The following is a 15,144-nucleotide window of genomic DNA, read 5'->3' on the forward strand; positions in this document are numbered from 1 at the left end:
TGGACGATCATTCCTGCGCACAAGATTTTAAGTCCGAAGGGCCGACCAACGCCGGCATGGCCGACGCGCGGCTGGAACTGGCAGAGGCACCGGCCGGGGGGTCGGGGGGGGGGCGGGGGGGGGCCCGCCCGCCCCCGCCCCCCCCCCCCCGCCACCACTCACGGGCGGCGTGCGGGGCGGGCCCCACCATCGGGAGCGGCGTGGAACGACGAGCGGCCGGCTTTTTCGCCCACGTTTTTCGACGAGCGGGGTGCGGGCCGACGGCCCGCACCCGGATGCCGTGGCGGCGGAGCCGCCACGCGGTGGTGAGTGAAACGAGCCACCCGAGGAGAAAAAGGTGGCCTCGGGAGGTCGAGGGCGTCGACGTGGAGATCGCTATTGAGCCACTTCCGGAGGCAGCCGCCAGCGACGACTGACCGGCCGCGAGCCTCTCGCGGAGGTGGCCGCAGGTGGCGACTGACGGCACGGCGCCTGGCTCCCGGGAACGGGTGACCGCCGCGAGAAAGGGGGGAGGGGGGCAGCCGGCCGCCCGGCGGGCCGCGTGTGACAACCCTTATTCGGTTCGATACGAATAGGGGGGGCAAGAGACCCCGCGTGACCATGGAAGAGAGCGTCTCGGGATTCAAGACCCGCGGTGACTGGATGGCCATCGTCGAGCACGGCGAGCGCATCACGCGCGCGCTGCAGGAAGTCGCCGACGAGGAGGGGATCGACCTCGGGGACGCCCTCGACGAATTCGACGAGTGGCGTCCCAAGAGCCACGAGCGCATCGACGAGGACGTCAACGAGAAGACCGCGGCGCAGGCAAGCGTCGCCGAAGGGGAAGGCGAGAAGGAAGGGAAAGGTCCGGACGAGGACCTTCAGACCGCCGGCGAGAAGCTCGCGGAGTCCTACGAGAACCTCGACGAGCCCGACGAGGCCGTCGGCAAGTGGGGCGAGAGCATCGACTACGTGGCCCGCGCGGCCGACTCGGCGGGGCGGAAGGCCATCCGCACGGTCGAGAACGCCGTCTACCGCAACGTGATGACCCAGATCGCTCCCTACTACTTCGACAACGAACTCATCAGCGCGAACCTCCAGCAGGTCCGGGGGGCCGACGAGTACGTCTTCGAGGTCAACGTCAACGACGACGACCTGAAGGTCCACGTCTCGAACAGGCTGGCCGACTACGAGTCCGAGGTCGACCGCTGGCACGTCGACACCGAGAAGGCCACCGAGACCGCCGAGGCCGCGGAGGGCGCCGAGGCACCCGACAACGGCACGCCCGCCGACGCCGACACCAACTAGCCCCCGTCACCGGGCGGGCAACCGCGCCACCCGACGCCGCAGCACGGGGGTCGTCACCCCCAGTCGTTCGGGACCTTTTACTCGGCCGTCCGGTCCCTACTGCCGTCCGATGAGCCTGGACATACTCGGGTCCGGCAGTGGCGACCGTGGCGACGTCGGCGGCCGCGAGGTCACCGTCGTCGGCGCGGGGGTCGGCGGTCTCGCGGCGGCGGCCTACCTGGCTGACGCCGGCGCGGACGTCCGCGTCCTCGAACAGCACGACCGGCCGGGCGGGCACGCCAACCGCTTCGTCGAGGACGGGTACACCTTCGACACCGGTCCCTCCTGGTACCTGATGCCCGACGTCTTCGAGCGGTTTTTCGGTCACTTCGGACGCTCGCCCGAGGACTTTTACGACCTGGTCCACCTCGACCCCCACTACCGGGTGTTCTGGAAGGACGGCGACCGTGCGGACGTCCGGCCGGATATGGCCCACAACCGCGCCCTCTTCGACTCCTACGAGGACGGTGCCGGCGAGGCGCTGGAGGCCTACCTCGACGAGGCCGAGTACACCTACGAGGTGGGCATGGACCGCTTCGTCTACGAGGACCGCGGGCGGCTGCGCGATTTCGTCGACCTGGACGTGCTCAAGTCTGCCCGGGGACTCTCGCTTCTGGGAACGATGAACGACCACGTCGCGGACTACGTCGACCACCCCAAGCTACGTCAGCTACTGCAGTACACGCTGGTCTTTCTGGGCGGGTCGCCGTACAACACGCCGGCGCTGTACAACCTGCTGAGCCACGTCGACTTCAACCTCGGCGTCTACTACCCGGAGGGCGGGATGTACAGCGTCGTCGAGGGGATGGTCGAACTCGCCGAGGACCTGGGGGCGACGGTCGAAACCGGCCGGCCGGTCCGCCGGGTCGAGCGTAACGGCGCGGGGCTGCGCACCGACACCGACGCGGGGCCGGTCGCCGCCGACGCCGTCATCAGCAACGCAAACCCCGCCCACGTCGAGCGCGAACTCCTCCCGGAGGGTCGCCGCGAGCACGGCGAGGGCTACTGGGAGGGCCGGACGCTCGCCCCCTCGGCGTACATGCTCTATCTCGGCGTCGAGGGCGGCGTCGACCCCCTCGCACACCACACGCTGGTGCTCCCCACGGACTGGAAGAGCCACTTCGAGTCCATCTTCGAGGAGCCGCGCTGGCCGGAGGACCCCGCCTACTACGTCAACGTGCCCTCGACGACCGACGACGCGGTCGCCCCCGAGGGCGGGCACACGGTGGTCGTGCTCGTGCCCATCGCCCCGGGCCTCGAGGACGACGACCCGGCCCGCGAGCGGTTCCGCGAGCAGGTCCTCGACGATATCGCCGCCCACACCGGCGTCGACCTGCGCGGCCGGATCGCGGTCGAGCGGGAGGCCTGCGTCTCCGAGTTCGCAGCGCGGTACGGCGACCCCCGCGGGAGCGCGCTGGGGCTGGCACACACCCTGCGCCAGACCGGCCCCTTCCGGCCGGACCACCGCTCGGACGCCCTGGAGGGGCTGTACTACACCGGCGCGTACACCCGGCCGGGGATCGGTGTGCCGATGTGTCTCATCAGCGGCGAACACGCCGCCGAGGCGGTCGTCGCGGACCGCTGAGCCGCCGGCGGTCACGCCCCGCGCCGCCGTTCGGCCGGGCCCGCGGCCGGCAGCCGCGAGCCGGTAGGCTCATGGCCCGGGGAGCCAGTACCCGTCCCAATGGCAACCCCGACGCTCGCGGTCCTGCTCGTGGCCGGCGCGGCGAGTCTGTTCATGGCGTGGGCCATCGGCGCCGGCTCCTCGGGGTCGACCCCCTTCGCCCCCGCGGTCGGGGCAAACGCCATCTCGATCCTCCGGGCGGGCTTCGTCGTCGGCATCCTCGGCCTCCTGGGGGCAGTCCTCCAGGGGGCGAACGTCACCGAGGCCGTCGGTCAGGAGTTGGTGGTCGGCGAGCCGCTGGGCGCGACCGCTGCGGTCATCGGCCTGGTGGTCGCCGCGACGCTGGTCGCGGTGGGTATCTTCGCGGGCTATCCCATCGCGACGGCCTTCACCGTCACCGGAGCGGTCGTCGGCGTCGGCCTCGCGAGCGGGGGCGCGCCCGCGTGGGCGAAGTACCAGCAGATCGGCGCGCTGTGGGTACTCACCCCGGTCATCGGCGGCGGCCTCTCCTACGGGACCGCCCGGCTGCTGCGCGCGGAGTCGGTCCCCGAACGGGTCGCCGTGCCCGTCCTCGGCGGGCTGGTGGGGCTCCTCCTGGCGAACATCGGCTTCGTCCTGCTGGGGCCGCCCGACGAACAGACCTCCGTCGCGACGGCCGTCGCGGTCGCCGTCGACGGCGGCCTCGCCGCCGCGGCCGGCGCCTCCTTGCTGGTCGCGCTGCTGGTCGCGGGGGTGCTGGCCTACGACATGCGGGCCAGCGGGCCGGCGGCCAGCCAGCGACACTTCCTGCTGGCGCTCGGAGGGCTGGTCGCCTTCTCCGCCGGCGGGAGCCAGGTCGGTCTCGCGCTCGGCCCGCTGGTCCCCCTGACCGGGTCGCTCGAGCTGCCGCTTGTCGCGCTGCTGTTCGGGGGTGGCCTCGGTCTCCTCGTCGGCTCCTGGACCGGTGCCCCGCGGATGATCAAGGCGCTGAGCCAGGACTACTCCTCGCTTGGACCCCGCCGGTCGATCGCCGCGCTGATCCCCTCTTTCGCGATCGCTCAGACCGCCGTCTTCTTCGGGATCCCCGTCTCGTTCAACGAGATCATCGTCTCGGCGATCATCGGCAGCGGCTACGCCGCGAGCGGGGCCGGCGGCGAGGTCTCCGGCGCGAAGATGGGCTACACCGTGCTGGCGTGGGTCGGCTCGCTGGTCGGTGCCTTCGCCGTCAGCTACGGAGCCTTCCTTGGCGTATCGGCCGTGCTGTGAGGCGAGCGTACGGGCGGGAGTGGGGGCGGCTCAGTCGTCCGTCGTCGCCTCGGCGTCGGGTTCGGCCGCGCCGTCCTCGCTGTCCTCGTCCTCCTCGGCGGCCAGGCCGGTGATCCGGGCTTTCATGATCCGTGTGTTCTCGACCTGCTCGACGCGGATGGTCAGCCCGTCGTACTCGATGGCCTCGCCCTCCTCGACCAGCCGGCCCGCGCGGTTGAAGATGAACCCCGCGATGGTCTCGAACTCCTCGCCCTCCGGGAGGTCGACCCCCAGCGCCTCGTTGAGCTCGTCGATGTTGACCTCGCCTTTGACGATGGCGGTGTCGTCGTCGAGGACCTCGATCGGCTCCTCCTCGCCGCCCTCGAGGATCTCCCCGACGATCTCCTCGGTCAGGTCCTCCATCGTCACCAGCCCCTCGGTGGTGCCGAACTCGTCGACGACGATCACCATGTGGAGCCGCTCGTCGCGCATCTCGGTCAGCAGGTCGTCGACGTTTTTCGACTCGGGGACGTGCAGCGTGGGCGTGGTCAGGTCGTTCAGGTCGACGTCCTCGACCTCGCCGTACTGGAGCTCCCGTACCAGGTCGCGGATGTGGACGACGCCGATGATGTTGTCGAGGCTCCCCTCGTAGACCGGCAGGCGGGCGTGGTTGCTCTGGACGAACGTCTCCAGGGCCTCCTCCAGTGTGTTGTCGACCGAGACCGCCGTCATGTCCAGCCGGGGAGTCATCACCTCCTTCGCGATGGTGTTGTTGAAGCGGAGCGTGCGCTGGAGCATCTCCCGTTCCTCCTCGTCGAGCACGCCCTCCCGTTCCCCGGTCTCGATGATATCGCGGATCTCCTGGCGGGTGACATAGGAGGTCTCGATCGCCGAGCGCCCGCCGGTGACACGGTTGACCGCGCGGGTGAGGTAGTCGAACAGCGCCACGAGCGGCAACAGGAGGTTCTCGGCGAACTTCAGCGGGCGGGCGATGGTCAGCGCCCAGGACTCGGTGTTCTCGATGGCGTAGGACTTGGGGGCGCTCTCGCCGAACAGGAGCACGAGACTCGTGATCCCGACCGTCGAGAGCACCACCGGCAACAGGCCGTTCCCCAGGTAGTAGGTCAACAGCCCCGTCGCGATGGCCGACATCGCGATGTTGACGAGGTTGTTGCCAACGAGGATCGTCACCAGCAGGCGGTGGGGGTCGTTGCGCAGCGCCGCGAGCGTCTTCCCCGCTTTCGTCCCGTTGCTGGACAGCGCTTCGACGCGGTGGGAGGCAAGCGAGAACATCGCGATCTCGGAGGAGGAGAAAAACCCCGAGAGCACGAGCAACACGAGGATGATGAGGCCCCCGATGACGGCAAAGAGGGTATCGGAGATGGTGAGGCCCAGCACCTCGAAGGCCAGGGGAACGGTCATTAGCGTCGGTACTTGCGTGCCGGCGGGTGTAAGCGTTACCATGCTTTCGACCGGACCGCCGGGGGGCCGGGGAACCGGCCCGCGTGACGCAGAGGCCCACCCGGCGACGCGGTCGTGCGGGGCGTCAGCCGGTCGCCGAAGGGCTTACACGCGCCTCGCCCGAAAGACGCGTATGAGTCAGCCAGCCATCACGCTGTACCGCCTGCAGGCCTGCCCGTTCTGTGAGCGCGTCGTCCGGAAGCTCGAGGAGTACGACCTCGAGTACCAGTCGCGGTTCGTCGAGGCGCTGCACTCGAAGCGAAACGTCGTCAAGCGGGTCACCGGGAGCCGGACCGTCCCCGCCATCGTCGACGAGAACACCGGCGTCACGATGTCCGAGTCCGCCAACATCGTCGAGTACCTCGAACGGACCTACGGCGGGGCCGCCGCGGGCGCCGACGAGGGGACGGCCGCGGCGGGGGGGTCCTGAGTGGACCTGCCCTTCGACGTCGTCGACCTGGAACCGACCGACCACCCCACCGAGGGCGAGGAGGCGCCGGACTTCCGGCGCCCGCTCGTAACCGAGGAGTTCTGGGAGGACCGCGCGCTCTCGGAGCTGACCGCCGAGGGGCCGGTCCTGCTGGTCTTTCACCCGATGGACGGGGCCTTCCCGGCTACCTACATGTACAACGAGCTTCGGGACCGGGAGGTCGCCGAGAAGGTACGGGTCGTCGGCTGCTCCATCTCCACCCCCTACGAGCACAAGGCGCTCATCGAGGACCGCGAGGTCGACTTCGCGGTCTTCTCGGACCCGAAAAACGGCGTCGCAGAGGCCTACGACGTCGTCCACGACCTCGACGGGATGACCGGTGTCTCCGAGCCCCGGCCCGCGGTCTTCGTCGTCGACGCCGAGCGGGTCGTCCGGTACGCCTGGGTCGCCGAGGAGTGGCCCGACTTCCCCGACTACGACGACCTCGAGGCCGCCCTCGACGAGGTGTGATGGAGACGACCGACCCCGCCGTCGCCGCCGCGGCGGTCGCAGACGGGGACCTGGTCGTCTACCCCACCGAGACGGTCTACGGCCTCGGGGCCGACGCGCTCGACGCCGAGGCCGTCACGCGGGTGTTCGACGCCAAGCGCCGCGACCGCACCGAGCCGGTCTCGATGGCCGTCCCGACGGTCGAGGCCGCCCTCGAATACACCCGCGCCACCGCGCCCGAGCGGGCGTTCATGCACGAGTTCCTGCCCGGTCCGGTCACTGTCGTCCTCGAGCGGACGGCGGCGGTCCCGGACGTCCTCACGGGCGGGCGCGACCGCGTCGGCGTGCGCGTCCCGGACTGTGAGCCCGCGCTCGCGTTGCTGGCCGAGACGGGGCCGCTGACCGCCACCAGCGCCAACGTCAGCGGCCGGGAGAGCGCCCGCCGGGTCGCGGACCTGGACTCCGAGATCCGGGCGGCTGTGGCGGTCGCGCTCGACGCCGGCGAGACCCCCGGCGGGACGCCCTCGACGGTCGTCGACGTGACTGCCGGCCGGGTCCACCGCCGTGGAGCCGCGGCCGCGGACGTCGAGGACTGGCTCGACGCGCACTGACCGGCCGGCCTCATCCCGCAGGCGCTCACCCGCCCAGCAGCGACCGCAGCGACCGCGTCCGAACCCCACATTCCTCGCGGAACTCGCAGGGTTCGCACTTGGCGTCGCTGTCGACCCGCGGCGGCGGACCGTCGACCGTCCGGGCGGCCCGCACCGCCTCGCGGTACTCGGCGCTCCGGCGTGGGCCCACGTCGACGGCCCGGACGACTCCGTGTGCGGGGTACTCCGCGTAGACCCGTTCGACCCGGGTCTCGCGCTCCCAGGACAGGGCCTTCGCCGCGGCGACCAGGCGCACACTCTGGGGGTGCCAGACGCCCGTTTCGGGGGGCTCGCCGGTGAACACGAGCGACAGCGACGGGCCCGCCGGCCCCTCGAACCGCTTGTGGGCGACTCCCCGGCAGTCCTTCCCCGAGAGGAGGATGTCGCGGTCGTCGGGGTCGGCGAGCGCCCCCCAGCAGTCCAGCCGGGCCTTCGCGCTCCCGAGCCGCGAGCGGAACTGCGTCGGGGTGACCTCGACGGGCGCCTCCCGAAGCGCCGCGTCGTCGGCGAGCAGTTCGGGGTACCGGAAGGCGACGGCGCGCCGGCGCCGGACCTCGGGCGGGGTCTCGCGGGCGTCGGCGGGCTGGCGGCGGCGGTAGTACAGCTTGCGCGGGCAGTAGGCGGCCGTCGCCACGTCGCGGAAGGCGTGCATGGGCGGTCTGGTCCCGGCTTCGGATTTAAAAATCGAGGTCGAGTTCGGGGTCGATGTCCTCGGCGGCCTCCCGGAGGCCGTCGGCGCGGGCGTCGCCGACGACCCGCCCTTCCAGGTCGGCGTCGGTCAGCCGCTCCTCGAAGGCAGTCCGGAACCGCTCGCTGGTCCGGCGGACTCGCTCCTGGGCCCGGGCGACCCGCTCGGCCCGCTCGAGGGCCCCGGGGTCGGCATCGACCTCCCGGCCCGCGGCGACCGCCGCCAGCAGTTCCGGGTCGGCGTCGTCCTCGCGCAGGAGGTGCAGGTCCGTCCGGGCGCGGAACACCGCCGCCTCCGGGACGTCCAGTTCGGCGGCGATGGCGGCGTCGTCGTCGCCGGCGTAGAACCGCTCGACGACCGTCGCGAGCGCCCCGTCGTCGAGGTCGGTGTCGAACCCGAGAGCGGCACGCATCCCGGCGACGACGCCGACGACCCCTTCCGCGTCCCCGTCTTCCAGCAGTGACCCGCGGTCGGCGCGTTGCTCCGTGGTGGCCGTCTCCGTTCCGGTGGCCTCGACGAACACCTCCCGGAGCCGCTCGGTCTCACCCGGTTCGCCCCGGTCTTCGGCCGCACTGCCCGCGCCGCCGGGCGGCTGGTCACCGGCGTCCTCGCGGTCGTCGGGGTCGTCCATCGGGCGTCCGTACGCGGCCGCGACACAAGTGCGTCTCGCCGCCCGACCGGGCGCCGGGGCCCGCCGCCGGCCCGGTCCGCCGTCGGCCACGGGGTGGCTCCCGGAGAGCGAACGGGGACCGAGACCGCCAGCCGCTACGGCTTTGCCGCCGTGGACGGATTTATGGGGGTCGTCTCCGACGGGCCGAGTGATGTCAGGGCAGCAGGGGCAGCAGGGGCAGCAAGTACAGCACGGGCATCCGGAGGGGCGCGACGTGAACGTCGACGCCCTGCTCCCGAACGAACAGGTGATAGTCGACGAGCGGCCGGCCTGGACCAACTGGACGCTACAGCTGTTTCTCGCGGGGCTTGTCATACTGCTTGGGCTCGCTTCGAGTGCCGGCGCCGAGGCGGGGACCCCCGCCGTACTCGGCATCTTCATCGGCCTGCTCATCGTCGGGTACGTCTGGTACAAGCGCCGCCGGATCCGGTATCTCGTCACCGACTACCGGATCCTCGTGGTGACCGGCATCACGACGCAGGCGACAAACGAGGCGTGGCTGGAGGACATCAAGGGGATGCAGACCGGCGCCTCCTTCTTCGAGCGGGTGCTCGGCCACGGCCACATTACCGTCTCCCACGACATCCTTCCGCGCAAGAGTGCGCTGCCGGGGCTGGGACTTCTGCTTCCGTTCGCCCAGCCACACACGGGGCTCGAACTGGGGGGCGTGAAGGACTACCAGAAGATCGCGAACCTCATCCGGAAACGGCAGGCGCAGCGGAAAGGGTGAGCTGCGCGACGTGAGGGAGGGCAGAAACGACCGGGTTCCGACGGGGTCAGAAGTCGATGCCGAAGTGGGTCCGGTCGAGCGCCAGTGCGGCGACACAGTACACCGAGGCCAACAGGAGAACCAGGCTCAGGAAGCTGAACTCGTTGGCGAGGGTGATGATCCACCAGACAACGGAGAGAACGGAGATGATCACTCCGCCGTACCAGCCCCACTCCTCGGCGTTCCAGATGCCGTAGCCGAGTGCGATGTCGATGCCACCCAGAACGAAGAAGATCAGCGCGCCAGCGAGACCCAGGCCGGCGAGGTCACCGGGCACTGCCGTGAGCGCGTCCGCCAGCGCGACGAACGCGATCCCGGCGAGGATCCCCAGGATGCCGTAGAAGATGAAAATGCCCGTGACGACCTTCGACTTCGCGGGCGCGGTCTGTGAGTACTGCTGTGCACCCGCGGCAGGCTGCGCCGCGCCGACACCGCCGCCGTCGGGCCGTCCCGCCGGCTGACCCTGTGGCTGCTGTTGGTGCCGGTGGCCCTGGTTGTTCGCGAACTGTGCCCCGCATTCCGGACACGCTGCGGCGCCCTGTGCTACCTGTGCCCCGCAGTTGTGACACTGTGCCATGCTACGGCGGGATGTTCTGCAGAACTTTACCTAAAAGTTGTTGTATACATACACACCGAAACCACACGAAGATTTATATATCGCTACGCGACTGCCGGCCGGCAAACGTCAGGGCTTTGAACCGCTCACCCCGAGAGTGAGTATGAACCTCACCGACCGTCCCCGTCGTCTGCGTTCGGACGGTGTCAGCCCGCTCGTTCGGGAGACGCGCCTCGACCCACAGGACCTCATCGCGCCCGTCTTCGTCGACGCCACCGCCGACCAGCGCCGGCCGATCGAGTCGATGCCCGGCCACGAGCGCGTCCCCGTCGACGAGGCGGTCGAGCGGGTCCGGGAGGTCCGCGAGACCGGCGTCGGCGCGGTGCTGGTCTTCGGTGTCCCCGACTCCAAGGACGGGCGGGGCTCGCGGGCGTGGGCCGAGGACGGCGTCGTCCAGCGGGCGGTCCGCGCCGTGAAAGCCGAGACCGACGCCTACGTCATCACGGACGTCTGCCTCTGTGAGTACACCAGCCACGGCCACTGCGGCGTGCTGGAGGAGGGGGCCCGCGATGACCCCCACATGACCGTCGCCAACGACGACACCCTCGAGCTGATCGCGCGCACTGCCCGCTCGCACGCCGACGCGGGCGCGGACATGGTCGCGCCCTCGGGGATGATGGACGGGATGGTCGCCGCCATCCGCGAGGAACTGGACGGGGCCGGCCACGAGTCCGTCCCCGTCATGAGCTACGCCGCCAAGTACGAGTCCGCGTTCTACGGCCCCTTCCGGGACGCCGCCGACGGCGCGCCCGCGTTCGGCGACCGCCGGCACTACCAGATGGACCCCGCCAACGCCCGCGAGGCCAGCCGGGAAGTGGCGCTCGACGCCGAACAGGGGGCGGACGTGCTGATGGTCAAGCCCGCCCTCCCGTACCTGGACGTCGTCCGGCAGGTCCGCGAGAAGTTCGACCACCCCGTGGCCGCTTATAATGTCTCCGGGGAGTACGCGATGCTCCAGGCCGCCGCCGAGAAGGGGTGGCTCGACCTCGAAGCGGTGGCTCACGAGTCGCTTCTGTCGATCAAGCGGGCCGGCGCGGACCTCATCGTGACCTACTTCGCCGAGGAGATCGCCCGCGAACTGTAGCCGGTGTCGGGCGGGCGGCCGTGACGTGACTCAGCCGTCCTCGTTCGGGCGGTCGGCCTCGGGTTCGGCCGGCCGGAGCCACAGCCGGACCCGCGTCCAGCCGTCGCCCCGCTCGTAGCCGAGGTGACCGCCACAGGCCTCGGCGACCCACCGGGCGAGCCACAGCCCGACTCCCGTGTTGTGCCGGAGCTGGGTGATGTCGCGGTCCTCGAAGACCGGAGCCCGGACCGGCCGGGGGATCCCGGGGCCGTCGTCTGCGACTTCGACGGCCACGCGGTTCCACCCCTCCCGCACCGAGACCTCGATGGTCGGCTCCTCGCCGCCGTGGACCGCACCGTTCTCTACCAGCGCCGCGAGCGCGTCCCGGAGCCACGGGACCCCCTGTGCGGAGAGGCTGTCGGGAAGCGACGCCACCACCGTCGCGTCGTGGGTCGCGTCCGCAGCCGCAACCACCGACCGGGCCAGCGCCGCGACGTCGGTGGGCTCCGGCTCGTGGTCGTCCATGAGCACCCGCTCGACAGTCCGGGTCTCCTCCCCGGAACTCAGCAGCTGCCTGGCGTGGGTCGCGATGGTCTCGCCCAGCTCCGCGACCACCGGGGTCCCGGCCCGCTCGGTGACCTGGTCGGCGGCCGCGAGCACGACCTGGAGGTCGTTCCGGAGGTCGTGGCGAAGCAGCCGGTGGATCACCTGCATGTGGCGCTCGTAGCGGCGCTGGTCGGTGATGTCGGTGTAGATGGCGAAGCCGTACTGTCCGCCGTCGCGGTCGTAGGGCACCCCCCGGTAGAGAAAGTCGCGGGGACCGGTGGCCGTCTCCCGGGTCACGATCCCGGTGTTGTGCTTGCCCCGCGCCGTCCGGCGGTCGAACCGTTCCGACTCCCCGGACGCGTCCCCGGGGACGATGAAGTCGTTGAGCGACTCGCCGAGCACCGCCTCCCGGTCGTAGCCGAACACCTCCTCGAAGGCGGGGTTGACCGCACGGACGACCGGGACCTGGTCGACCAGCTCGATCTCGACGACCGGGTCGCCGATGAGGTCGAACAGGTGCCCGAAGCGCTCCTCGGCGGTCGTTTCCGGGCCGCTCACGGCCGGGCTCCCCCCGGCGGTGCAGCCGGCCCACCCCCGACCGCATCCGGCCGGTGAGGGGACGGCGGCGCACCGGCGCCGCTCGCGGACACACCCCCGCTGCGGCCGTCATCAGTCACACGCCGGGGTCCCCCGAATCGCCGGTCCAACAGACACACGCCTCTCGTAACCATACGATCGTCCTGAAGACTGTGTCTACAACTCAAGCGTTTGCGCGATACGGCAATATTTATGCCGACTGTCCACAATAGCCCCGCCACATGTGCGCGAGTCGGCGTGGCGGGTCACCCGTCCCGGGCCGCGGCCGGTTCGGGGCGCGGGCCGCAACACCCCGTGTAAGACCCGGTCGGTGGCGGTTCCGGCGGTTCACGTATGCACAGAATCGGATGGAAGAACGTCGCGTAACTGGACGGAATACCACCTTATATCGATAATATCGTTGGGAAGATCCGTCATATGACCACTAAATAACGAATATTCTGGATTGTGTAAACCAAGGCCTTATTACGTATCATGTACTGAGCCGGAACCGTAATGCACGAAACGAGTGTGCGGAAATCGACGCGGTTTGGTGTGGTATCAGGTACTGATCGTGGTGTATCTAACGGAGGTGTAAACTCTTGACAGGGCTGGTACCGCTGCAGTCGGCGACCGACATCGCCCTCGCCAACGGGATAAACAACGTGTGGGTGCTGGTGGTGTCGTTCCTCATCTTCTTCATGCAGCCCGGCTTCGCGATGCTGGAGGCGGGCCAGGTGCGTGCGAAGAACGTTGGGAACGTCCTGATGAAGAACATGACCGACTGGGCGCTCGGCGTGATCGTCTACTTCCTGCTCGGGACGGCGGTCGTGGGCCTCGTGGGGATGCTCACGACGCCGGGGCTGTCGCTGGACATCGGCTCCGCGTTCAGCGTCCTCTCGGACACGGCGGCCGCCGTCCCCGGGACGGAGGCAGTCGGCCTCAACCCGTGGGTCAGCTTCCTGTTCGGTGCGGTCTTCGCGATGACTGCCGCGACGATCGTCTCGGGGGCCGTCGCCGAGCGGATGAAGTTCACCTCCTACGTGCTGTTCGTGGTGGCGATGGTCGGCATCATCTACCCGGTCCTGCCGGGGATGGCGTGGGGCGGCAACGGCCTGCTCTCGGGGAGCGGCTTCCTCGGTGACGCCATCGGCGCCGGCTACCTCGACTTCGCCGGGGCGACGGTCGTCCACATGGCCGGCGGGCTGGCCGGTCTGGTGGCCGCGAAGATGGTCGGGCCACGGTCGGGCCGCTACGACGAGAACGGCAACTCGCAGGCGATCCCCGGCCACTCGATCATGTTCGCGGTGATCGGCACGCTCGTGCTGGCCTTCGGCTGGTACGGCTTCAACGTCGGCACGAACGCGACCATCATCAGCTTCGGCGAGGCCGGCGTCGCCTTCTCGGGCTCCGGTCTCGGCCGCGTGGCGCTGGTGACGACGCTGGGCATGGGTGGGGGTGCGGTCGCTGCGATGGCCGTCTCCTCGCTCTGGCAGGGCAAGCCGGACCCTCTGTGGACCGCCAACGGCCTCCTGGCCGGGCTGGTCGGTGTCACGGGCGCCGTCCCCCACGTCACCTGGTGGGGTGGCCTGCTCATCGGCGTCATCGCCGGCGCACTCGTGCTGCCGGCATACCGCTGGACGGTCGACTCGCTGAAGATCGACGACGTCTGTGGCGTCTTCGCCGTCCACGGCGCCGCCGGCGGGGTCGGCACGATCCTGATCCCGGTCTTCGGCGCGGCGAGTGGCGGCGGCTGGACGTTCCTGGGCGGCACTCAGCTCGCCATGCAGGTCGTCGGCGTGCTCGTCATCGGCACCTGGACGGTGCTGGCGACGATGGTCTCCCTGAAGGTCATCGGCGCTATCACCGGTGGGCTCCGCGTCTCCGAGGAGGAGGAGAGCGAGGGGCTCGACCAGGGCGAACACGGCGTCTCGGCCTACCCCGAGTTCGGCTCGGAGGGCGGCCGCAGCCCCGTCAGCGCCGCCGACGGCGGCGCCCGCACTGATGGCGGCGTCGACGTCGACGGCGACCTCCGGACCGACGGCGGCACCGTCGACGCAACGACGGACGCTCCCAACGGAGGTGAGAACGAATGAGCGAGATCACGATGATAATCGCGTACATCCGCCCGGACAAGCTGGGCGACGTCAAACAGGGGCTCGCCGAGGCCGGCGCGCCCTCCCTTACTGTGACGAACGTCTCGGGCCGGGGCTCCCAGCCCGCCAAGACCGGGCAGTGGCGCGGCGAGGAGTACGTCGTCGACCTCCACCAGAAAGTCAAAGTCGAGTGCGTCGTCGAGGAGGCACCGGTCGACGACGTGGTCGACGCGATTGAGGAGGCGGCCCACACGGGCGAACCGGGCGACGGGAAGATCTTCACCATGCCCGTCGAGGAGGCGGTCCAGATCCGCACCGGCGAGCGCGGTCCCGACGCCGTGTAGATGGACGTCGACGACATCGACAGACAGGTCCTCGCCGCCCTCATCGCGGACGGGCGGGCGGCCGATGCAGACCTGGGCGCCGCGGCCGGTGTCGGTGCGTCGACCGCGAGCTGGCGACGCCAGTCCCTCGAGGATGCCGGCGTCATCCGCGAGTACCAGCCCCGTCTGGACTACGCCGCGCTCGGCCAGCCGGTGACGGCGCTGTTCCAGGTCGACGTCGACCCGTCGGTCCGGGAGACGGTGCTCGCCGCCCTCCGTGACGACGCCCGGTTCTACACGGTCTACGAGGTCGCCGGCCCAGACGACATCCTCGCGTTCGGGCGCTTTCCCGACCGCGACAGCCTGGTCCGGGCGCGCCGCCGTCTCCGCGGAGAAGAGGGGGTCCGTCACGTCCGCATCACCCCGGTCCGCCCGGTCGCCGACCTCGACCAGTTCGCCCCCGAAGCCGGCGACGAGGACGGCGACGGCTGACCCGGGCGCGCCCGCCCGGTTCCGTATCCGTTCCGGACGGTTCCGCCCAACGTTCGTCCGAAACCCGCTGACGAACGTCCCGTTTTCCGACCGATATACAA

General features: G+C 70.3%; 16 protein-coding genes. 11 read left to right on the forward strand and 5 right to left on the reverse strand.

The window, feature by feature from the left end; genetic code table 11:
- Positions 1 to 600: 600 nt before the first annotated feature.
- The 3 genes from GN153_RS13870 to GN153_RS13880 all read left to right on the forward strand — a co-directional run bounded on the left by GN153_RS13870 (position 601) and on the right by GN153_RS13880 (position 4,195).
- The gene (locus tag GN153_RS13870) at positions 601 to 1,287 is read left to right on the forward strand and encodes a DUF5828 family protein (protein WP_159903832.1); all 687 of its coding nucleotides are present in this window, start codon (positions 601 to 603) and stop codon (positions 1,285 to 1,287) included.
- Between the two features lie 109 nt (positions 1,288 to 1,396).
- Positions 1,397 to 2,911: a phytoene desaturase family protein gene (locus GN153_RS13875; protein ID WP_159903834.1), complete on the forward strand. Its 1,515-nt coding sequence runs from the start codon at positions 1,397 to 1,399 to the stop codon at positions 2,909 to 2,911.
- A gap of 99 nt (positions 2,912 to 3,010) precedes the next feature.
- Entirely contained in the window at positions 3,011 to 4,195 is a 1,185-nt protein-coding gene (locus tag GN153_RS13880; RefSeq protein WP_159903835.1) for an inorganic phosphate transporter, read from the forward strand.
- Between the two features lie 30 nt (positions 4,196 to 4,225).
- Here the strand turns inward: GN153_RS13880 and GN153_RS13885 are convergent, their stop codons facing one another.
- Positions 4,226 to 5,596 (reverse strand): hemolysin family protein, encoded by a 1,371-nt coding sequence (locus GN153_RS13885; RefSeq protein ID WP_159903836.1) that lies wholly within the window; start codon positions 5,594 to 5,596, stop codon positions 4,226 to 4,228.
- A 172-nt stretch (positions 5,597 to 5,768) separates the two neighbouring features.
- Here GN153_RS13885 and GN153_RS13890 point away from each other — a divergent pair, with 172 nt between their 5' ends.
- From GN153_RS13890 to GN153_RS13900, 3 genes are read left to right on the forward strand one after another with little or no spacing between them, the layout of a single operon-like run.
- Positions 5,769 to 6,065, forward strand: coding sequence for a glutathione S-transferase N-terminal domain-containing protein (locus GN153_RS13890; protein WP_159903837.1), 297 nt, complete (start codon positions 5,769 to 5,771; stop codon positions 6,063 to 6,065).
- A complete protein-coding gene (locus tag GN153_RS13895; protein WP_159903838.1) occupies positions 6,066 to 6,575 on the forward strand; it encodes a redoxin domain-containing protein in 510 nt (169 codons plus the stop codon).
- Positions 6,575 to 7,165, forward strand: a complete 591-nt coding sequence (locus GN153_RS13900) for an L-threonylcarbamoyladenylate synthase (protein WP_159903839.1) — start codon at positions 6,575 to 6,577, stop codon at positions 7,163 to 7,165. The genes GN153_RS13895 and GN153_RS13900 overlap by 1 nt, the downstream gene beginning before the upstream one ends.
- A 25-nt stretch (positions 7,166 to 7,190) precedes the next feature.
- Here the strand turns inward: GN153_RS13900 and GN153_RS13905 are convergent, their stop codons facing one another.
- Together GN153_RS13905 and GN153_RS13910 are read right to left on the reverse strand one after the other, a co-directional pair.
- Positions 7,191 to 7,856, reverse strand: a complete 666-nt coding sequence (locus GN153_RS13905) for a CRISPR-associated protein Cas4 (protein WP_159903840.1) — start codon at positions 7,854 to 7,856, stop codon at positions 7,191 to 7,193.
- Positions 7,857 to 7,881: 25 nt separating this feature from the next.
- Positions 7,882 to 8,523 carry a conditioned medium-induced protein 4 gene (locus GN153_RS13910; RefSeq protein WP_201287920.1) on the reverse strand — a complete coding sequence of 214 codons (642 nt, stop codon included), beginning with the start codon at positions 8,521 to 8,523 and terminating at the stop codon, positions 7,882 to 7,884.
- A 190-nt stretch (positions 8,524 to 8,713) separates the two neighbouring features.
- Between GN153_RS13910 and GN153_RS13915 the strand changes: the two genes are divergently transcribed.
- Positions 8,714 to 9,292: a PH domain-containing protein gene (locus GN153_RS13915; protein ID WP_201287921.1), complete on the forward strand. Its 579-nt coding sequence runs from the start codon at positions 8,714 to 8,716 to the stop codon at positions 9,290 to 9,292.
- A gap of 46 nt (positions 9,293 to 9,338) precedes the next feature.
- On the opposite strand, the gene GN153_RS13920 is transcribed toward GN153_RS13915, so the two are convergent.
- Positions 9,339 to 9,908 (reverse strand): zinc-ribbon domain-containing protein, encoded by a 570-nt coding sequence (locus GN153_RS13920; protein WP_159903841.1) that lies wholly within the window; start codon positions 9,906 to 9,908, stop codon positions 9,339 to 9,341.
- 142 nt (positions 9,909 to 10,050) lie between these two features.
- Between GN153_RS13920 and hemB the strand changes: the two genes are divergently transcribed.
- Complete coding sequence (gene hemB, locus GN153_RS13925) at positions 10,051 to 11,031, forward strand: porphobilinogen synthase (protein WP_159903842.1); 981 nt, start codon at positions 10,051 to 10,053, stop codon at positions 11,029 to 11,031.
- A gap of 30 nt (positions 11,032 to 11,061) precedes the next feature.
- Here hemB and GN153_RS13930 read toward each other — a convergent pair whose 3' ends face one another.
- On the reverse strand, positions 11,062 to 12,114 hold the full coding sequence (locus GN153_RS13930; RefSeq protein ID WP_159903843.1) for an ATP-binding protein: 1,053 nt from the start codon (positions 12,112 to 12,114) through the stop codon (positions 11,062 to 11,064).
- 629 nt (positions 12,115 to 12,743) lie between these two features.
- On the opposite strand from GN153_RS13930, the gene GN153_RS13935 reads away from it, so the two are divergent.
- From GN153_RS13935 to GN153_RS13945, 3 genes are read left to right on the forward strand one after another with little or no spacing between them, the layout of a single operon-like run.
- On the forward strand, positions 12,744 to 14,228 hold the full coding sequence (locus GN153_RS13935; RefSeq protein ID WP_159905019.1) for an ammonium transporter: 1,485 nt from the start codon (positions 12,744 to 12,746) through the stop codon (positions 14,226 to 14,228).
- Positions 14,225 to 14,572 (forward strand): P-II family nitrogen regulator, encoded by a 348-nt coding sequence (locus GN153_RS13940; protein ID WP_159903844.1) that lies wholly within the window; start codon positions 14,225 to 14,227, stop codon positions 14,570 to 14,572. Before GN153_RS13935 ends, GN153_RS13940 begins: the two co-directional genes overlap by 4 nt.
- The gene (locus GN153_RS13945) at positions 14,573 to 15,043 is read left to right on the forward strand and encodes an Lrp/AsnC family transcriptional regulator (protein WP_159903845.1); all 471 of its coding nucleotides are present in this window, start codon (positions 14,573 to 14,575) and stop codon (positions 15,041 to 15,043) included.
- The last annotated feature ends 101 nt before the right edge of the window (positions 15,044 to 15,144 follow it).

The organism is Salinirussus salinus, from assembly GCF_009831455.1.
GTDB lineage: Archaea > Halobacteriota > Halobacteria > Halobacteriales > Haloarculaceae > Salinirussus > Salinirussus salinus.